The organism is Streptomyces sp. AK08-02 (assembly GCF_033795085.1).
Lineage (GTDB): Bacteria > Actinomycetota > Actinomycetes > Streptomycetales > Streptomycetaceae > Streptomyces > Streptomyces echiniscabiei.
The window spans coordinates 200,271-218,821 of sequence record NZ_JARAZV010000020.1; the positions used below are offsets into that span (position 1 = coordinate 200,271).

An 18,551-nucleotide genomic window follows, 5' to 3' on the forward strand; every position below is an offset into this window, starting at 1 on the left:
GGCGGCTCTCCCTCTCAACGGAGTTCGGGAAGGGCGGCCTGCGCGGCGAGAAACCGGGCCAGTTGCTCGGGCGCGGAGTAGAACGGCGAGTGGTCGCAGTCGAGTTCGAGGCGTACGTCGGCACGGTCCGCGCAGACGCGCTGGGCCTCGGGCCGTACGGTCCGGTCCGCGCCGCACACGACGTACGCGTTGGGGACGGTCAGCCACGCCGGGTCGTCGAGGGGCGTGTCCGGCACGCGGCTGCGCATCGGCCGCCAGAGTGCCGCCGCACGCTCGGCGTGCCGGGGAGGCGTGGCTGAGTAGAGCGCCTCACTGGCGGACGGCAGCAGGGTCACCGTGCCGTCGGGGGCTTTCCGTACGGAACGGTGGAAGGCGGAGTCGTTCCAGGTGGGCGTCAGCCCGGCCGGGGACTCACCGGGCAGCGGCATCCGCGCGGCGATGTGCACCAGGCGTGCCGCCGCGTGCCCGCCGGCGGAGACGGGCAGGCCGCCGTAGCTGTGCGCGACCAGCAGCACGGGGCCGTGCGGTGCCGCCTCGTTCACGGCTGCGCGGACGGCCTCGGTGTCCTCGGCGAAGGACGTGAACGGCAGATCGACGGCCCGGGTGCGGACGCCGGCCGTGCGCAGCCGGTCGGTCACCTCCTCCCAGCACCAGGAGCCGTGGTGGGCGCCGTGGACGAGGACGACGACGGGCTCGCGCGCCGGGGACCGGCTCACGGCAGGTTGCCGGGGTGCGGATCGGGGTCGACGGGCCGGTTGTTGAGGTCCACGGAGAGGAAGATGTCGTTGGCGACGGGGTTGCGCATCTCCTCGGCGAGCTGCCCGATCAGCCCGGCGGTACGGGCCAGCAGGGCGAAGCCGCGCAGCAACGGGATGGGCAGGTCGAGGTCGGCCAGGGCCGCTCCGCACACTCCGGCGCCGTTCAACGGCAGGATCTTGCCCAGGAGTTGGGGGTGAGTCCGGCCGATCGCGGCGAACAGCGACAGGTGCGGGCCGAACTGTTTCTCCTCGGCGGCGATCTCCATGAGCCGGGGGGTGCGCGGGTCGCCGTCCTTGTGGACGTGATGACCGAGGCCGGGCACGAACAGCCCGGCGGCCCGCCGCGCTCGTACGGTGTCCAGGGCGAGGACGTCCCATCCCGCCTCGTCGTCCGGCAGCGGGCCGCGTTGGCGTTCGATGACCTCGTGGAGGAAGGCCCCGGTGTCCTCGGTGACCCCGAGGAAGCGGGAGCCGCCGCCGAGCAGCCCGGCGGCGAGCGCGCCCTGTACCGAGTCCGGGGCCGACAGATAGGTGAGGCGGGTGACGATCGCGGTGGGGGTGAAGCCGTGGTCGGCCAGGGCGGCGAGGACGGCCTCGAAGACCCGTACCTGGCCGGGGGTGGGGCGGCGCTGGGTGGCGAGCCAGTAGGCGAGTTCACCGAATCCCACCTCGCCCATGACATCGCGGGCCAGGTCGGTGCCGAGGAGGGTGATCGACGTGCGGTCGGCGGCGCCCAGCGCGGTGGGGTAGGACGGCGGCTGGTCAGTCACGCGAGCCCTCCCCGTTCGTGCGCGAGGCGCTCGGTGCCGTGAGCCACTTGCGGAGTTCGGGGCCGTGCTCGTCGAGTTCGGGTGGCGGCAGCTCGTAGCGGGCCGGGGTGGCGGAGAAGGAGATCGGGTGACGTGCCATGGGGACGGCCCGTTCGCCCTCGCCGACCTCGACGACGGGGTCGAGTCCGAAGCGCTCGGCCGTGGCGAAGCCTCCGTCGATGGTGTTGATGGGGGCGGCCGGCACCCCGGCGGCGACCAGGGCGTCGAACCAGTCGGCCGCGCCCCGGGTGGCGAGCCGCTCGACCAGCAGAGGCCTGAGTTCCTCGCGGCGGGCGGTGCGGTCCTTGTTGTGCGCGAACCTCGGGTCGTCCGCGATGCCGGGGATGCCGAGGACCTCGCACAGCCGCCTGAACTGGCCGTCGTTGGCGGCGGCGACGATCAGATCGCGGTCGCCGGTGGGGAAGGGCTCGTACGGGAAGACGCTGGGGTGGGCGTTGCCCATCCGGTAGGGCACGGTGCCGCCGGCCACGTAGGCGGAACTGTGGTTGACCAGGCCGGACAGTGCCGAGGACAGCAGGTTGACCTCGACGTGCTGGCCCTCGCCCGTCGCGTCGCGGTGCCGCAGCGCGGCGAGGATGCCGATGGTCGCGTGGTTGCCCGCCATCACGTCGAAGACGGAGATGCCGGCCCGGTAGGGCTCGCCCTCGGGGTCGCCGGTGAGGCTCATCAGGCCGGAGATCGCCTGCACCATCAGGTCGTAGCCGGGTACGTGCGCGCCCGCGCCGGGCCCGAAGCCGCTGATCGAGGCGTAGACCACGCCTGGGTTGCGGGCCGCGACACTCGCGTGGTCCAGGCCGTACTTCGCGAGCGCGCCCGGCTTGAAGTTCTCGATCACGACGTCCGCGCGGTGCGCCAGTTCACGGGCGGCCACGGCGTCGTCCTCGGCGCGCAGGTCGAGGGCGATGGAGCGCTTGTTGCGGTTGACGCCCAGGTAGTACGTGGAGGTCTCACCCCGGGTCGGCGGCATCCAGCCGCGGGTCTCGTCACCTGCGGGGGACTCGACCTTGACGACCTCGGCGCCGAGATCGGCCAGCAGCATCGTCGCGTAGGGGCCCGCCAGCACGCGGGAGAAGTCGGCGACCAGCAGCCCGGACAGCGGCCCGACGCCCCCGCCGGAAGCTGCCGACCCTGTGGCCATCTCCATGAGTCCATCCCTCCGACCGCACAGCGGACATCTGTCCGCGAACTCCGATTGTGGCACGCCGACCGACGACGGGGCGAGGACCCGGAAACAATCCACCGGACGACGCGGGGTGCGGGCGCCGGAGCGCCGGCCGGGTTCGCGGGTGGGCCTCGGCGTCGCGGGCGGCGGTATCCCGTCGACGCCAACGGGCCTGCGGCCGGTGTGGCGCCGTCGGGTGCGGGTCGGTCAGAGGCGGGCGTGGATCAGAGTCGAGCGGGGCTCACCGACTGCGGGAGGGTGGCGAGGCGGGCGAAGTCGCAGCTGATGTCGCCCGCTGTCTGCAGCAGGAGCGGAAGATGCTCCTCCCGGAGTTTCTCCACCGAGGTCTCGGCGGCGTGGGCGTTGACGTTGACGGCCGCGATCACCCGGCCCCCGCCGTCCCGCAGGGGCGCCGCGACCGAGCGGATACCCAGCGCCAGATCCTCGTCGGCCAGCGCCCAGCCACGGGCCCGCACCTCGCGCAGAGCCTCGTCCCGCTCCTCGCGGCCGGGCCGCCACAGCGCGGTGAGCCCGGAGCGGGTCGGTTCCGCGAGCGTCTTCTCCAGCTGCTCCGGCTCCAGCGCCGCCAGCAGCACCTTGCCCAGGGAGGTCTGCAGCGCCGGGAACCGCGTGCCGATCCGCACGGACAGCGTCACGATCTTCGGTACGGCGACCCGCGCGACGTACACGATGTCGCTGCCGTCGAGCTGCGCGACCGAGCAGGACTCGCGCGTCCGCTCCACCAGCCGCTCCATGTGCGGCCGGGCGACGTCCCACAACCCCAGCGAGCCGACGTACGCGGCGCCCAGGTCGAGCACGCGCGGGGTGAGCGCGAAGCCCCTGTCCGAGGTGCGGACGAACCCGAGCTCTTCGAGGGTCAGCAGAATCCGCCGTACCGTCGGACGGGCCAGACCCGTCGCCGCCGCCAGCTCCGCGAGGGACATCACCGGGCGCTGCGGAGCGAACGCGGTGATCACGTCGAGCCCCCGGGCCAACGCCTCGATGAAGTCGGGCCCGGTACCGGTACGCGGCATCTGCGGCCCCTCACAGTCGTTCGGCTGGGTGTTCAGGTTACTGCCCGCTGTCCGCATGTCGTCCACACCTGTGGAGAAAGCCGCATCCGGGGAATCGGCTCCCACGATTCTCTTGACGTCCCGGGCGAATCGCACGAAAGTAACGACAGCGACCGCCTGGCGGACAGGCGTCCGTCGATCGGTCCGTCGCCGCTGCCCGGCGGACCAAGGAACCTCAAGGAGAGTCGACGATGACCCAGGCTTCCCCCGCACCCTCAGCCGCGTCCGGCGCCGCGTCCCTGCCCTCGCGGCTGCATCACAACGCGTACGTCACCCGCGACCAGGAGGCCACCCGGGCCTTCTACGAGGACATCGTCGGCCTGCCGCTCATCGCCACCTGGAAGGAGTCCGACGAACTCTTCGGCGCGATACGCACGTACTGCCACACCTTCTACGGCCTCGGCGACGGCAGCGCCCTCGCCTTCTTCCAGTTCTCCGACCCCGAGGACCAGAAGCAGTTCGGCCCCGAGATGCCGCACTCACCGTTCCAGCACATCGCCCTCAAGGTCACCGAGGACGTGCAGAACGCGATCGCCGAACGGCTGGAGAAGGCGGCCTGGCGGCCCGACGAGACCTACGTCCTGGAGCACGGCTACTGCCGCTCCCTCTACACCAGCGACCCCAACGGCCTGCTCCTCGAATTCACCCTGGACGCGCCCGGCATCGAGACGAGCGACGCCGAACGCCGCCGCACCGCCCGCGCCGAACTCGCCTCCTGGCTCGCCGGCGAACACACCAGCAACAACACCTACCGCTGAGCAAATTAACCAGGTGGACCAGATGGACTCGGTCAGCTCAGTCAGCCAAGAGGACTCGATTGATTCAGTGAACTCCATAAACTCTACAAACTCTGTGAACTGATTCAGCCGTTCGCGGAGTCCAGCGCCGACTGGAGCGACTGCCGGTAGCCGTCGCTGGTGTAGGTGGCCCCGGAGACCGTGTCGATGTCGGCGCTCTGGGCGGTGAGCGCCTCTCTGGTCAACTGCGGGATGGCGTAGGAGTTGATCTGCTGGTCGCGTGGGTTCTCCTGCGGATAGGTGATCGCGGTGACGTCGGTGAGTTTCCCGTTCGTCACCGTGACCCGGACCTGGACGGGACCCCACCGGGTCTGGACGGTGTCCCCGGTGAGGGTCCGGGTACCCGTGGCCGCCCCGCTCGACCCGGCCCCCGACGTGCTGGAACCGCTGGAACCGCTGGAACCGCTGGAACTGCTCGACGGCGCGGGAGCGGACGCGAGCCCGGCGACGGCGGGCGTCGTGTGCGGCTTCAGCGACAGCAGCAGCACCATCCCGGAGACGGTCGCGGCGCTCGCCAGCACGATGCGCCGCAGCGGGCGGTTCTTCCTCAACGTGTGCAAGACGGCCTCACAGCTCGAAGGACTCGTGGTGGATACGGCGGTCGGGGACCCCGGCGCCGCGCAGTTCCCTGTACAGGTCCTGGGTGAACCCGTGCGGGCCGCACAGGTACACGTCGTGGGAGTCGAGGTCGGGCACCGCGGCGCGCAGGGCGTCGGCGGTGAGGTCCGGACGCCGGCCCCGCGGACCGTTGAGCGCGTACAGCACCCTCGCTCCACGCCACCGTGCGACGGCCTCCAGCTCACCGCCCAGGGCGAGATCCTCGTTCGTGCGGGCGCGGTAGAGGAGGGTGACGTCGCCGGGCAGGGTCTCGAACAGGGCCCGCAGCGGGGTGACACCGACCCCGCCCGCGATCAGCAGGGACCTGTGCGTGGTCTGCCGGTCGGCGGTCAGCGCCCCGTACGGACCCTCCGCCCACACCCGGGTGCCCGGCCGCAGCAGCGGGACGGCGGCGCTGTGGTCGCCGAGCGCCTTGACGGTGATGCGCAGCAGGTCCGGGCGCGGCGGCGCCGACAGGGAGTACGGCGTGGACGTCCAGCGCATCCCCTCGGTGAGGAACCGCCAGCGCAGGAACTGCCCCGGCCGTACGCCCATCTCGTGCAGCCGCCGGCCACCGATGACGACGGAGTACACGCCCGGCGCCTCCTTGTGCACGGAGTCGACCCGCAGCCGGTGACGGAGGTTGAGCCGGACCGGGGCGAGGATCCGGAACCACAGCACCAGGGCGGCGACGCCCAGGTAGAGCGCGTACCAGGCGGCCCGGGCCGGTCCGTTGCCGGTGAAGTCGGAGCCCAGGGCGAGCTGGTGGCCGAAGGAGAGGAAGAGGGCGGCGTACGTGAGCAGATGGACGTAGTACCAGAACTCGTGGCTGACGCGACGGCGCACCGCGCGGGCGGAGACCAGCCCGACCGCGAACAGGACGACCGTGCCCGCGGTGGCCTTCAGCATCTCCGGGTAGTCCAGGACCACGGTGAGCGCCTCGTCCAGGAACGAGGAGCCGTCCTGGGCGGCGTACCCGAGGAGGATCAGCACGATGTGGGCGAGCAGCAGACAGATCGTGTAGCGGCCCGCCATCGCGTGCCAGCGCGTCACCCGGTCCGCCCCGATCCGCCGCTCCAGGAGCGGGACGCGGGCCATCAGACCGACGAGGACGGCGCAGGCGTACCCGCACAGCAGTCCCGCGATCCGCCCGGCCCCCGTCAGCCAGCCCGAAGCACCCACGACCGACCCGGTGTCGTACCACCACAGGGCGATCACGGCGGCGGCCCCGGCCCACAGGACGCCGAGCACGGGACCGGCGGGGGACCGCCGTGGCGCCGGAGGCGCGGGAGCGACCCTTCGTCGCGCGTACGCCGTCGTCATCCGCGTGTCCTTTCGCTCGGCCTTTCGCCTGGCCAGGAGTTTGCCGGGACAACCTCTGAGCCCGCTCTCAGTGCTTGGGGGCCCGCGAGGGCATCGCCGCAGGTGGGAGGGGTACAGGAAGGCCCGGTGCGGTGTGGGGGCACAGCGGGCTGAGAGCGGACTCAGAGGGAACTCAGAGGTCGGGGAAGCGGCCCGGGACGCGGCGAGACCGCATCCTGGTACCTGAGATGAACACTCCCCGCCCCCGCGGCCCAGGCCGCCCCGAGCTGACCCGGACCGACGGCACCCCGCTCCGGGTCCTGGTCGTCGACGACGACCCCGACCTCGCGGAGGTCCTCTCCGGCGCCCTGCGGTACGAGGGCTGGGAGGTCCGTACGGCGGGCGACGGCGTCTCGGCCGTCGCCGAGGCCCGTGAGCTGCTGCCCGACGCCGTCGTCCTCGACGTCGTACTCCCGGACACGGACGGCTTCGCCGTGCTGCCCTCGTTGCACGCCGTGCGCCCCGACGTGTGTGTGCTCTTCCTGACCGCGCGGGACGCGGTCGAGGACCGGATCGCCGGCATCACCGCGGGCGGCGACGACTACGTGACGAAGCCTTTCAGCCTGGAGGAGGTCGTCGCCCGGCTGCGCGGACTGCTGCGCCGGGCCGGCATGGCCCGGCAGACGGAGGACGGGCCCCGGCTGACCGTCGGCGACCTGGCCATGGACGAGGAGGCCCGCGAGGTCACCCGCGGTGGCGAACTCGTCGAGCTGTCCCCGACGGAGTTCGAACTGCTCCGCTACCTCATGCGCAACCCGCGGCGCGTGCTGAGCAAGGCGCAGATCCTCGACCGCGTCTGGTCCTACGACTTCGGCGGGCAGGCCCATGTCGTCGAGCTGTACATCTCCTACCTGCGCAAGAAGGTGGACGCGGGCCGCCCACCCATGATCCACACGGTGCGCGGCGCGGGCTACGTACTGAAGCCGGTGGCCCGGTGAGAACGCGCGGGTGGCTGCGGCGGATCCCCCGCCCGCACACGCTGCGGGCACGGCTCACCGCAGGCCTCGTCGTGCTGCTCGCGGTCAGCTGCGCGGCCGTCGGGGTCGCGGCGGTGGTGGAGCTGAACGGCTTCCTCACCGGCCGCCTCGACCAGCAGCTGCGCGAGACGGGCGCACGGTTCCCGGCGAGCCTGGAACACGGCGGCCCGCTGCCGTCCGATCTCCCCCAGTCTCGAAAGGACTCGACCGGGGGGACCCCCATCGGCGACGAGGACGCCGACGGGGACACCCGCCGTCAGGCCGTTGGCACCTTCGGCGCCCGGCTGGTCGGCGGCACGGTCACCAACGCCGCGGTGGTCGCGTCCGGCGGCGGTACGGGCACGGTGACCGTCAGACTCGGCGCGCGGGACAGGAGAGAGCTCGCCGCGCTTCCGGCCGACGGCGAGGGGCATACGGCCGACCTCCCGGCGCTGGGTGACTACCGCCTGATGGCGACCGAGGGCAGGGACGGCGACGTCCTGATCACCGGGCTGCCCATGGAGTCGGTGGAGGCCACCGTCCACCGACTGGAACTGGTCGCCGCGATCGTCTTCGGCGTGGCCCTCGCCGTCACCGGAGTCGCGGGTGCCCTGTGGGTGCGCTGGTCGCTGCGACCGCTCAGCAACGTGGCCGCGACCGCCACCCGGGTCAGTGAACTACCGCTCTCCAGCGGCGAGGTGGCGCTTCCGGCACGCGCCCCCGAGAGCGACCCGCGCAGCGAGGTGGGACGCGTCGCCGGCGCCTTCAACGCGATGCTCGGCCACGTCGAGGACGCGCTCACGAAACGGCACGCCAGCCAGGAACGGCTGCGCAGTTTCGCCGCCGACGCCAGCCATGAACTCCGTACGCCCGTGGCGTCGATCCGAGGCCACGCCGAACTGGCGCTGCTGCACCCGGACCCGGTGCCCCGGAAGGTGACGCGGGCCCTGGAGCGCATCGAGGCCGAAGCCGCCCGGATGGGCGAGATGGTCGACGATCTGCTGCTCCTGGCCCGCCTGGACGCAGGCCGCCCCCTGGAACGCCTGCCCGTCGACCTGACCCGCCTCGTCCTCGACGCGGTGACGGACGCGCAGGCCGCGGGCCCCGGACACCGCTGGCTGCTGGAGCTGCCCGAGGAGCCGGTGACGGTGCCGGGCGACACCCACCGCCTCCACCAGGTGCTGGCCAACCTGCTGGCCAACGCCCGCCTGCACACCCCCGTCGGCAGCACGGTGACCGTCTCCCTGGAAGCCGACGGCACGACAGCGCTGCTGAAGGTCCACGACGACGGGCCGGGCGTCGCGGCGGACGTCCGGTCCAAGGTCTTCGAACGCTTCACCCACGCCGACCGCCGCCGCCCCGAGGAAGCGAACGGCGGCACGGGCACCGGCCTGGGCCTCTCGATCGTGGCAGCGGTGGCGGAGGCCCACGAGGGAAGCGTCACCCTGGAAAGCACCCCGGGATCGACCACCTTCACCGTCCGGCTGCCGGTCACTGTGCCGCAGCCTTGACGGACGCGGGTGCGACGGCCACTTTGGACGATACCGAGTAAGCGTGGGAGCGCTCCCACATCCCCGCGCCCCCGCACCCTCGCCCCCCACCATCGGAGGAAGACCACATGCGGACGCCTCGTCACTTGTCCCGAAGGACGCTGCTCACTGCTGTCACCGCCGGCGCCGTCACCGCGGTCACCGCCGGCGCCTCCCCCTCGCAGGCATCCTGCGCCCGGGCCCGGTTCCGGTTCCGGACGGCGGGCCGGGTCAAAGTGGCCGCCGACGGGTTCGTGCAGTACACCTGGCCCGGCATCTGCTTCGAGGGCCGGTTCCGCGGTACCGGTGTCGGCATCGTCCTCGACGACTCCGAGAACGACTACGACGTACAGGTCGACGGAACGACCACGGCCACACTGGTCACTCCGGGCCGGATCACGTCCTGGATCGACGGCCTCGCCGACACGCAGCACCGCGTACGGCTCGTCAAGCGCACCGAAAGCCCCTGGGCCGCAGGCCGGTTCGGCGGGTTCGTCGCCGCTCCCGGAGGCGAGATCCTCGCCAGTCCCCGGGCACGGAGCAGGCAGATCGAGTTCATCGGCGACTCCTACACCGCGGGCTACGGCAACACCTCCACCGTCCGCGACTGTTCGGGCAACGGAGGAGTCAACCGCAACAGTGACGCCGACCTCGCCTTCGGCGCCCTCACCGCCAGGAGACTCGACGCCGACTACCAGCTCAACGCCTTCTCCGGCCGGGGCATGGTCCGCAACTACAACGGAAGCAGCCCCGGTACGGACTTCCGCACCTACTACGACCGTGCCCTGCTGAACGTCGACGGCGACGTCTGGCGGAAACCGGACAGCTGGCAGCCGCAGGTCGTCGTGGTCGGCCTGGGCATCAACGACTTCTCGACCCCGCTCAACCCGGGCGAGCCCTGGACCACACAGGACGAGCTGACCGCCGCCTACGAGACCGCTTACCACGGCTTCCTCGACAAACTGCGGGCCCGTTACGGCGGCAGGACGTTCATCGTGGTCAGCGCCACCCACCTCGCCAACACCACGACGTTCGCCGAGACCGCCCTGCGCATCGTCCGCGACCGCGAGCGCCGGGGGGACCACCGGATCAGTCACTGGTACTACGACAGCGCCGGCCTGGACTACTCGGGCTGCGACTGGCACCCCTCCCTGCACGACCACCGTCTCATCTCCGACCGGCTCGACGACCACCTCGCCGCCCTTCCGCTGCGTTGGTAGCCGGACCGCTCTCAACGCGCGAATTCGCGAACACGTCCGGAATTCACAAATCCGCTGACGGAAACCCAACGGAATTCCATCGCAATCTCGTGCGCCGCGTGCCTGAAATGCGGTGTGCCTGAAATGTGGCCTGAATCAAGTCATACGAGAAATTGGATCGAACTTTCGCAAGATTTGGGCGCATGAGTTTGGCACGCTGAGTCGGCGCGGTCGGCCGGCGTGAACGACTTGGGTCGGCGGTCGCGGAAAAGCCTTCTCAGGCGATCGGAAAGAGGAAGCGATGAGATCTTCTCTGGCCAGGGCACTGGTCACCACGAGCGCCGTCGTCGGCATCGCCGCCGGCGGTCTCGCGGGTGCGACCGCGAGCGTGGCGGCCCCCCAGCAGGCCACCAAGCCCGCGGTCAGCAGCCCGCATGCCGCCATCCTCGCGGTGAACAACCTCGGCCTGGACACGGCCCGGGCCAAGAACTGGCAGAACTGCCTGAACGCGTGGGGCTTCAACGCCGGCACCGAGGACGGACAGCTGGGCACCAACAGCTGGAAGGCGGCCCAGCGAATGCTCAACGCCTGGGGCTACAACGCCGGCACCGTCGACGGGGCCGTCGGGCCCAACACGATCACGGCACTGCAGAAATTCCTGAACGCCGTCGGCTACAACGCCGGAACTCCCGACGGTATCGCCGGACAGCAGACCAGGAACGCGTTCTGGAATTACAACGCCACTGGCTGCTGAGCCAATCCCGGACATCGTTTCCCGGACCCCGGCTCCAGGCCCCGGACGGCCTGGCGGGCGGGGTCCGGGAGGCGTGTCAGCGAAGTCCGGCGAAGAGATCCTTCTCGGGTACGGCCGCACCCGTGGAGTCCTGGACACGTACGAAGGTCTCCATGCCCATCAGCTCGCCGAACCTCTCCTTGCCCATCTTGAGGAAGAAGATGTTCTCGCCCTGGCTGGCGTGCGCGGCCAGCGCGTCGAACTTCTGACCACTGAACTCGGTGGTGTCCACCCACGTCGAGATCTCGTCGTCGGGGAGGCCGATCTCGGCCAGCGCGGCGGCCTCGGCGGGATCCGGCTCCGACATGTCCTCCTGGAACTCGCGCATCGTCTCGCCGAACCGCCGCATCATCGAGCGGGGCATCGTCGTCCAGTACACCTTCGGTGTCAGCTCGGTCAGCTCCAGCGCCGCCATGGTGATGCGGTGGGCCTGGATGTGGTCGGGGTGGCCGTAGAAGCCGTTCTCGTCGTAGGTGACGACCACATCGGGCCGGTAGTGCCGCATGAGCTCCGCGAGCCGGGCGGCGCCCTCCTCCACCGGGGTCTGCCAGAAGGACTTGGGGGCGTCGTTGCTCGGCCAGCCCATCATCCCGGAGTCGGCGTAGTCCAGCATCTCCAGGTCGCTGATCTTCAGGACCCCACAGCTCGCCTCGAGTTCCTGTCGGCGCAGCAGGGCGACCGCCGCCGGATCGTGCTCGGGGTCGCCCGGTTTGACGCCCCCGGGTCCGTCGCCGCAACCGCCGTCGGTACACGTCACGAGGACCGTGCGTATGCCCTCCGCCGCGTACCGCGCGAGGACCCCGCCGGTTCCGGTGGCCTCGTCGTCGGGGTGGGCGTGTACTGCCATGAGCGTCAAGGGCCGGTCAGTCATGAAGCAAGTCCTCCTGCGGAGATTCGGACGGAAATCCGGAAAACACGTATCGATCCAAGTGGGCCCGTACGGCGCTGGTCCCTCGTCGGTGCAACCGTGCCGACCGGACCGGCTGTTCCCGGCGCGGCCGTCAGGCTTCCGGGTACGGGCCGGCGGTCCACGGCTCGCGAGGTACGCCCGGGACACGAATGGGCCCTCTTCGTCACCCCATTTGCGCTGATTGGGGAACGCGGAGGAGGCAAAAGCCCTCCTTCTGTGTGAAGGAAACCGCACGGGTAGGGAAATCGGGTATCAACCGGTATGGGTCTGACCAGCGAGACGACTGTGTATGTGATGGCGGCGCTCGCCGTCGTGGGTGTGGCGCTGATGGTCTGGTCGTGGCCACGGTTCGCCCGGCGGGGACTCTGGCATGTGCTGGGCAGACTGGTGGCCATCGGGACGACCCAGGTGGTGATCATCGCGGCGTTCGCGTGCTGGCTGAACTCGTCGTACCAGTTCTTCGGATCGTGGGGCGAGCTCTTCGGCCGCGTCGAGACCGCCCCCGTCGGGGTGACGCAGGCGGGGGACGGCGGAGTCACCGGCGGAGTCGGCACAGCGAGCGACGTCGCCCTGAAGGGGGCGCTGGTGCAGCCGGCGACCGACGAGCAGCTGAGCCAGGTCGGCGGACTGCCCACCGGTCCCGCCGCGGTGAACGGGCGCGTGGAGTCCGTGAAGATCATCGGGCGCCGCACCGGCGTGGTCGACCCGGCGTTCGTCTACCTGCCGCCGCAGTACTTCCAGAAGGCGTACCAACGGCAGCGTTTCCCGGTGATCGTGGCGCTCAGCGGCTACCCGGGCAGCATCTTCAACCTCGCTCAGCATCTGAGGGTGCCCCAGATCGCCGGTGAGCTGCAGAAGAGCGGTCGGATGCAGCCGACCATCATGGTGATGATCCGGCCGACGATCGCCCCGCCGCGCGACACCGAGTGCGTGAACGTACCGGGCGGCCCGCAGACCGAGACCTTCCTGGCCAGGGATCTGCCCGACGCCCTGAAGTCCACCTACCGGGTGGGCCATGCCGCCAGTGCCTGGGGTGTCATGGGCTACTCCTCCGGCGGCAGCTGCGCCCTTCAGCTGACGATGCGCGATCCGAACGTGTACACGACGGCCGGGGCCCTGTCGCCCGACTACAAGGTCAAGGACGATCCGACGACCGGCAACCTCTTCGGCAGCGGACCGGACCGCACCGAGCGGATCAACGGCCACGACCTGATGTGGCGACTGGGGCACCTGCCGGCTCCCCAGGTCTCCGTACTGGTCGCCGACAGCAAGCACGGTGAACGCGGCTATTCACAGACCCAGGCGTTCATCCGAGCCGTCAGGGCACCCATGCGCGTCGTGTCGATCCTGCCCGAGCACGGCAGCCACAACTTCCCGACCTGGGTGCAGGAGATGCCCCCCGCCCTGCAGTGGATGAGCCAGCAGCTCACGTTCCCCCAGGACGCCGTGCCGCGTCACCACAAGAAGCGGTCGGCGGTCACCGACCCCCCGAAGACCCCGAAGCCCGCGCACACCCCCCTGCGCGCGGACGGCCCGGACCTCACGCCCACCACCACGACCCGCGGACAGCGACCGTAGAAGACGGGGACTGCCGGGCCCCACCGGCCAGGCACCACCTGCCGCCCGGCCAAGTCACCGTTCCTGTGGACTGAGCGGGAGTGAGTCCCGTTCAGCCGCGCGCCCCGAACGGTCTTGGGCGAGCTGGTCCCCGGCGTACTCGACCCCGGGAGGCGACACGCATCCTGTACGTGGTCCGGGCCCGGGAGGCCAGTTCCCTACGCGGCCTGGCCAGGTGGGTACGGCCAGAGGGCGACGGGGAGGCCCTGAACCATCACTCCGGTGGAGCAGGGGCCCCGCACGCTGACGCCGTACCCGGTGTCCCAGGTCGCACCACCACGTTAGCCCGAACAGCCCAGACCACCGCAAGCCCGCACACAGACGATCACACGATCGAGCTAATCCGGTCTGCGGCCGGTCGTCCCGAGCAGGGTCGAGTAGAACGTGACCGCCTCGTCGAGGTTCGCCACCTCTACGTTGAGGCGGAACAGGATCGGGTCGTCGTCGGTCATGGCTGTTCCTACTCGTGAGTCGTGAGTCGTCGGACGTCGGGCGGGACGAGCCGGCCTCGCGGATCAGCCCCAGCCAGCCGGCGACCAGGCCAGGTCCACGCGTGGCCGGTTCACGCGGTAGGTCCGCGTTCGTCCCTGGCGTTTGTACGTCACCAGCGCGGCGTCCGCCATCACCTGCGGGTGTCGGCCGGTCGTCGGCCAGGCGTGCTCGAACATCCGCGCGTGATCAGGAGCTGCCGGCCGTTCGCAGCCCGTACCGTCGAGCGCCGCTGCCTCGGCGAACGGCCCGCATACGAATCGACGTTGACGCGCCACCAGACCAACTGCCCCTGGTTGCACGTGTCTTGTTGCACGGAACGGGCGGAAGTTGTGCGAATGCTGTGCGAATGGGTGACAGGCTGTTCGAATGTGCTGCATTTGGTGCGTCGGGGGAGCCCGGGGCCTGTGGGATTCCCGGGGCGCTGACCATGAGGAGGAACAGAAGTGATCCGTGTCTCGCGCGTGACGGCCGCTGTGACAGCGGCCCTCGCGCTGGCGCTGGCGTCGCCGGGGGCGGCGCAGGCCTCGCCGGAACCGGAGCCCGGGCGGCCGACCGCTCCCGTGTCTCCGGGACTTCCCGAGGGCTGGCTGACCACCGGCTCGGGGAGTTCGGCGGAGCTCGTATGGCGTTCGCCCGAGAAGGTGCCGGTGGGTGACGCCCAGGTCGAGTTCCGCAGCGGGGAACGGCTGTTGGGCACCCCCAGACCCGCCGCGGACGGGCGTACCTTCCGGCTTCCGCTCGACGGGGTGCGCCTCGGCAGGACGGACGATCTGCGGGTCGAGGCCGCGGGGCGCCGTCTGGACGCGGCCGGGGTGAAGGCCGCGGCCCGTGAGCGCCGTGAAGCCGACAGCTCGGCGGGTCCCTCGCGGCTGCCCCGGGCGGCGACCGTGAACAAGGTCGACCCCGGTGTGGCCGGCCCGTTCCGTACGACGAGCGGCGAGTACTCCCTGCCGTCGGTCCATCTGCCCGGCTACGACACCGACGTGGAGATGAAGGCCGTGGTGGTCGCCCCGGAGGGCGCCACCGGCCGCCGCCCGCTCGCGCTGTTCCTCCACGGGCGCCACGCCACCTGCTTCAAGGGAGACGACTCCACCCTCGAATGGCCGTGCCCGGCCGACTACGAGCCGGTGCCCAGCTACCGCGGCTACCTGCACGACCAGCAACTCCTGGCCTCCCAGGGCTATGTGACGGTCTCGATCTCGGCCAACTCCGTCAACGCCCAGGACTGGCAGGCCGCCGACGCCGGCGCCCAGGCCCGCTCCTCGCTGATACGGCTGCACCTGGCCCACTGGGCGGACTGGGCCGCCGACCCGTCCACGGCCCCCGAGGTCGTACGGCGGGCACCCCGCGCCGACCTCGGCCGGGTGCTGCTGGTGGGCCACTCCCGTGGCGGCGAGGGCGCCGACAGGGCAGCGCTGGACAGCCTCACCCCACCGCCCGCCGACCAGGACGGCTACGACGGTCCGACCCGCTGGAAGATACGCGGAACCGTCCTCATCGGCCCCACGATCTTCGGCCAGAACCCCGCACCCGACGTACCGTCCGTGACGATCCTGCCGGGCTGCGACGGAGACGTCATCGACCTCCAGGGCGAGTACTACGTCGACGGCACCCGAGAGGTCAGCCGCGGCAAGGCCCTGCACAGCGCGGTGTACATGACGGGCGCCAACCACAACTACTTCAACACCGAGTGGACCCCCGGCCAGGCCACCGCACCGTCCGACGACGACTTCTCGTACGGCGGCGACGAGCACGACCCGCTGTGCTCGCCGGGCACCGCCACCCGGCTCACCGCCGAGCAGCAGCAGAAGGCGGGCTCGACGTACATAGCCGCCGCGGCCCGGCTGTTCGTCGCCGGTGACGACCGGGTGCGCCCGCTGCTCGACGGATCCTCCGCGCGCGCCGCCTCCGCCGGACCCGCCCGCGTCGTCACCCACGCCGTGGGCGCCGCCCGCTCGGGGGCGTTCCTGCCCGTCTCCTCCGCCAAGGTCAGCGGCGGCCGGCTGTGCGCCCAGGTGGACCCGGACCCGAACGTCTCCTGCCTGGACCCCGCCCTCGGCACCGCTTCCCCGCACTTCACCCAGTGGCGCAGGGTGACACCCGGCAAGGAGCCGGACCGGTACGCGCTGGCCATGAAGTGGACCCGCCCCGGCACCGCCACCGGGCTCAGTCCCGCCCGTCCGGTCTCCCTGTCCGGCGCGAAGTCGCTGAGCCTGCGCGTGATCGTCCCGCCGAACACCGCCGGCACCGAGCTGGACATCGCCCTCAGCGACACCTCCGGCAAGCGGGCGAACCTCGGCCGGGTCCGCGTCGACGGCCTGCCGGGCACCTCCCGTACCTCCTCCTACTGGGCGCGCGAGGTCCGCGTTCCCCTCTCCGCCGAGACCGCCAGGCACATCGACCTCGGCCAGGTGAGAACCCTCCACCTGACCCCCCGTACGACGTCCGGGACGGCATGGCTGGTGGACGCCTACGGCTGGCGCCCCGGCACCCCCGTCGTCGAGCCCGCGAAACTGGCGCGCGTGGATGTCGGCCGGCTGACCGTCAAGGAGGGCGACTCCGGCTCCCGCACCTACCAGGTGCCGGTACGGGTGTCCGGGTCGGGCAGCGGCGAGGTCCGGCTGTTCGTGGACGAGCCGGGCAGCGCCTCCCCCGTCGCGCGCACGGTGAAGGTCCGGGCCGGCACCCGCGTCGACATACCGGTGACGGTCGAGGGCAACACCCGCTACAGCTCCGACACGGACCACCGGGTGGCCGTCAAGACGGTACGGGGTGCGGTGGTCGGCTCCTACCTGGGCGGCGTCACCGCCCAGAACGACGACCCCCAGCCCACGGTGACCATGACACCGGTCGCCGACGAGGTCACCGAGGGCCGGCCACTGGTCTGGCGCATCAGCCTCTCCACGGTCGCCGACGTCGCCATGTGGACGGACCTGGAACTGCTGCCCGTCTCCGACGGCCCCGAACTGTCCACCAAGGACGTCCCCGCGACGTGGCTGGACGAGAACTTCGGAGCCTCACCGGACCCGGAGCGACCACTGTCCACCCTGCCGAACGGCGCGCTGCTCCTGGGCGAAGTACCCGCGGGCAGCCTGAGCGTCGACGTGTCCATACCCACGCTCACCGACCAACTCCCCGAGAACACGGAGTCCCTGCACCTACGCCTCTGGACCTACGACCCGGCCGGAGAGTCGATCGAGGGCCCGGAATTCACCGGCACGGTACGAGACGCCTCCTGACGAATCACCAGGCGCCGTCGGCTTTCCCACTCCCTACGGGAGGGTCGACGGCCCTCAGCTCTCGTACGAACGGCCGTGAACAGAAAGGAAGTTGAGACGGCCACGTAGAGATCGACTGCTTTCCCCGGCGGCGCCCCGCTGTCGCCCACCTTCTCCCCGTCCCCGATGTCCGTCGGCCTGTCGTCAGCTTCCTGCCCATCGTCTCAACTTCCTGGTGACATGGGTCTTGTGGAGTCGGGTGGCCGAGGCTTCGCTCGGGCTCGTCATGAACGCCATGATCGGGGTCCATCGTTTGCCCCCATGGGGAGTCGCCCATTTGACGGCGGGAAAGTCGGTGATCTGTGTGATGCGCTCTCGCTCGATCACTCGTGTCCGAAGGTAGCCGCGGATCGAGAGTCTCCCGTGTTCACACGTCACGCCGAGCCGGTATCCCCTCACGGAAAGGATCGCGAACCCGATCACAGCGAAACAGGCCAAGAGCCGCGGAAGGCCGCTGGCAGCTTGCGCTGCGTAAACAACAGCACCGACTGCCGGGACGGCTCCCAGGCCGCTGTTCGCCAGGCGGTTCCCCAACGGCGGCGACAGCTCCACAACGCTCCTTACCTGTGCTGGTGCTTGCCGGTGGCAGCGTACTGGTGGGTGAGCCGGCTGACGGTACGCGGCTGCCGTACAGCGACCGGGCCGGGAGCCTGTCCCGACGGCGCCTTCACCGGCCGCGAGCAGCCGTCCCTTCCGGCTCCTCCGTGGCACGCCGGGCCTTCACCAGATAGCCGGCAAAGCCAACGTCCGGCCTGGCCTTTGCCCACCCGTCCGCCTCCTTGACGGGAACGAGCACGGTCGTGCCCGGAACGGGGCGGCTCACTTTGTCATTGGCGCCCGGCGGTATCTCGTAACGACAGTGCACCTCGGCGATCGACACCACCTCCACCGGGGCGGGTGCACGCTCCTCCCCCTGGCCGTGATGCTCCTCGCGGAAGTCGATCTCATCCGCGCGTCCGCTGCCGACGACGTCGGCGTAATCCTCCGGATCGACTTCCAGCAGCGTCCAGGAGACAACATCCCCCGGCGCGAAGCTCTGGCCGCAGCACTGCATCTGCCAGTCATCGACCCAAACCGTCAACGTCATGCCGCCATTGTCCTGAGCTTGTTCCGCTTTGACGGACACCATTGGTGTGGTGGTCAGGCTGCGTGTGCGGTCTCGTATTCGGCGGGACTGCGGTAGCCGAGGCTGCTGTGC

16 protein-coding genes are annotated in these 18,551 nt (G+C 70.8%); 7 read left to right on the top strand and 9 right to left on the bottom strand.

What is annotated here, in order from left to right:
* Positions 1-14 precede the first annotated feature (14 nt).
* The 4 genes from PV734_RS36665 to PV734_RS36680 all read right to left on the bottom strand — a co-directional run bounded on the left by PV734_RS36665 (position 15) and on the right by PV734_RS36680 (position 3,784).
* A complete protein-coding gene (locus PV734_RS36665) occupies positions 15-716 on the bottom strand; it encodes an alpha/beta fold hydrolase (RefSeq protein ID WP_319293739.1) in 702 nt (233 codons plus the stop codon).
* Positions 713-1,528, bottom strand: a complete 816-nt coding sequence (locus PV734_RS36670; protein WP_319092943.1) for a citryl-CoA lyase — start codon at positions 1,526-1,528, stop codon at positions 713-715. The genes PV734_RS36665 and PV734_RS36670 overlap by 4 nt, the downstream gene beginning before the upstream one ends.
* Positions 1,521-2,732 (bottom strand): CoA transferase, encoded by a 1,212-nt coding sequence (locus tag PV734_RS36675; RefSeq protein ID WP_319293741.1) that lies wholly within the window; start codon positions 2,730-2,732, stop codon positions 1,521-1,523. The genes PV734_RS36670 and PV734_RS36675 overlap by 8 nt, the downstream gene beginning before the upstream one ends.
* A 242-nt stretch (positions 2,733-2,974) precedes the next feature.
* Positions 2,975-3,784 (bottom strand): IclR family transcriptional regulator domain-containing protein, encoded by an 810-nt coding sequence (locus PV734_RS36680; protein ID WP_319092941.1) that lies wholly within the window; start codon positions 3,782-3,784, stop codon positions 2,975-2,977.
* Positions 3,785-4,014: 230 nt separating this feature from the next.
* On the opposite strand from PV734_RS36680, the gene PV734_RS36685 reads away from it, so the two are divergent.
* A complete protein-coding gene (locus PV734_RS36685) occupies positions 4,015-4,581 on the top strand; it encodes a VOC family protein (protein ID WP_319092940.1) in 567 nt (188 codons plus the stop codon).
* 104 nt (positions 4,582-4,685) lie between these two features.
* Here PV734_RS36685 and PV734_RS36690 read toward each other — a convergent pair whose 3' ends face one another.
* Both PV734_RS36690 and PV734_RS36695 read right to left on the bottom strand, forming a co-directional pair.
* Complete coding sequence (locus PV734_RS36690; protein ID WP_319293743.1) at positions 4,686-5,180, bottom strand: FMN-binding protein; 495 nt, start codon at positions 5,178-5,180, stop codon at positions 4,686-4,688.
* A gap of 7 nt (positions 5,181-5,187) precedes the next feature.
* Complete coding sequence (locus PV734_RS36695) at positions 5,188-6,540, bottom strand: ferric reductase-like transmembrane domain-containing protein (RefSeq protein WP_319092938.1); 1,353 nt, start codon at positions 6,538-6,540, stop codon at positions 5,188-5,190.
* A 227-nt stretch (positions 6,541-6,767) separates the two neighbouring features.
* Between PV734_RS36695 and PV734_RS36700 the strand changes: the two genes are divergently transcribed.
* The 4 genes from PV734_RS36700 (at position 6,768) to PV734_RS36715 (ending at position 11,017) form a co-directional block, all read left to right on the top strand.
* Positions 6,768-7,517: a response regulator transcription factor gene (locus PV734_RS36700; protein ID WP_319092937.1), complete on the top strand. Its 750-nt coding sequence runs from the start codon at positions 6,768-6,770 to the stop codon at positions 7,515-7,517.
* Complete coding sequence (locus PV734_RS36705) at positions 7,514-9,046, top strand: HAMP domain-containing sensor histidine kinase (RefSeq protein ID WP_319092936.1); 1,533 nt, start codon at positions 7,514-7,516, stop codon at positions 9,044-9,046. Before PV734_RS36700 ends, PV734_RS36705 begins: the two co-directional genes overlap by 4 nt.
* Before the next feature lie 107 nt (positions 9,047-9,153).
* Entirely contained in the window at positions 9,154-10,284 is a 1,131-nt protein-coding gene (locus PV734_RS36710) for an SGNH/GDSL hydrolase family protein (RefSeq protein ID WP_319293746.1), read from the top strand.
* A gap of 280 nt (positions 10,285-10,564) precedes the next feature.
* Positions 10,565-11,017: a peptidoglycan-binding domain-containing protein gene (locus PV734_RS36715; protein ID WP_319092934.1), complete on the top strand. Its 453-nt coding sequence runs from the start codon at positions 10,565-10,567 to the stop codon at positions 11,015-11,017.
* Positions 11,018-11,093: 76 nt separating this feature from the next.
* On the opposite strand, the gene PV734_RS36720 is transcribed toward PV734_RS36715, so the two are convergent.
* The gene (locus PV734_RS36720; RefSeq protein WP_319092933.1) at positions 11,094-11,927 is read right to left on the bottom strand and encodes a PIG-L family deacetylase; all 834 of its coding nucleotides are present in this window, start codon (positions 11,925-11,927) and stop codon (positions 11,094-11,096) included.
* A gap of 300 nt (positions 11,928-12,227) precedes the next feature.
* Between PV734_RS36720 and PV734_RS36725 the strand changes: the two genes are divergently transcribed.
* The gene (locus PV734_RS36725; protein WP_319293748.1) at positions 12,228-13,544 is read left to right on the top strand and encodes an alpha/beta hydrolase; all 1,317 of its coding nucleotides are present in this window, start codon (positions 12,228-12,230) and stop codon (positions 13,542-13,544) included.
* Positions 13,545-14,098: 554 nt separating this feature from the next.
* On the opposite strand, the gene PV734_RS36730 is transcribed toward PV734_RS36725, so the two are convergent.
* The gene (locus PV734_RS36730; protein ID WP_319293750.1) at positions 14,099-14,251 is read right to left on the bottom strand and encodes a hypothetical protein; all 153 of its coding nucleotides are present in this window, start codon (positions 14,249-14,251) and stop codon (positions 14,099-14,101) included.
* A 267-nt stretch (positions 14,252-14,518) separates the two neighbouring features.
* Here PV734_RS36730 and PV734_RS36735 point away from each other — a divergent pair, with 267 nt between their 5' ends.
* Positions 14,519-17,314, top strand: a complete 2,796-nt coding sequence (locus tag PV734_RS36735) for a hypothetical protein (protein ID WP_319293752.1) — start codon at positions 14,519-14,521, stop codon at positions 17,312-17,314.
* A 706-nt stretch (positions 17,315-18,020) separates the two neighbouring features.
* Here PV734_RS36735 and PV734_RS36740 read toward each other — a convergent pair.
* Positions 18,021-18,551 (bottom strand): DUF6578 domain-containing protein (locus PV734_RS36740; protein ID WP_319293754.1); only part of this gene is annotated, 531 nt, incomplete at its 5' end.

Coding starts and splice junctions, on each gene's coding strand:
- PV734_RS36685 (WP_319092940.1), top strand. CDS start 4,015: ATGACCCAGGCTTCCCCCGCACCCTCAGCCGCGTCCGGCGCCGCGTCC.
- PV734_RS36675 (WP_319293741.1), bottom strand. CDS start 2,732: ATGGAGATGGCCACAGGGTCGGCAGCTTCCGGCGGGGGCGTCGGGCCG.
- PV734_RS36720 (WP_319092933.1), bottom strand. CDS start 11,927: ATGACTGACCGGCCCTTGACGCTCATGGCAGTACACGCCCACCCCGAC.
- PV734_RS36730 (WP_319293750.1), bottom strand. CDS start 14,251: ATGTTCGAGCACGCCTGGCCGACGACCGGCCGACACCCGCAGGTGATG.
- PV734_RS36695 (WP_319092938.1), bottom strand. CDS start 6,540: ATGACGACGGCGTACGCGCGACGAAGGGTCGCTCCCGCGCCTCCGGCG.
- PV734_RS36710 (WP_319293746.1), top strand. CDS start 9,154: ATGCGGACGCCTCGTCACTTGTCCCGAAGGACGCTGCTCACTGCTGTC.
- PV734_RS36680 (WP_319092941.1), bottom strand. CDS start 3,784: ATGCCGCGTACCGGTACCGGGCCCGACTTCATCGAGGCGTTGGCCCGG.
- PV734_RS36700 (WP_319092937.1), top strand. CDS start 6,768: ATGAACACTCCCCGCCCCCGCGGCCCAGGCCGCCCCGAGCTGACCCGG.
- PV734_RS36715 (WP_319092934.1), top strand. CDS start 10,565: ATGAGATCTTCTCTGGCCAGGGCACTGGTCACCACGAGCGCCGTCGTC.
- PV734_RS36725 (WP_319293748.1), top strand. CDS start 12,228: ATGGGTCTGACCAGCGAGACGACTGTGTATGTGATGGCGGCGCTCGCC.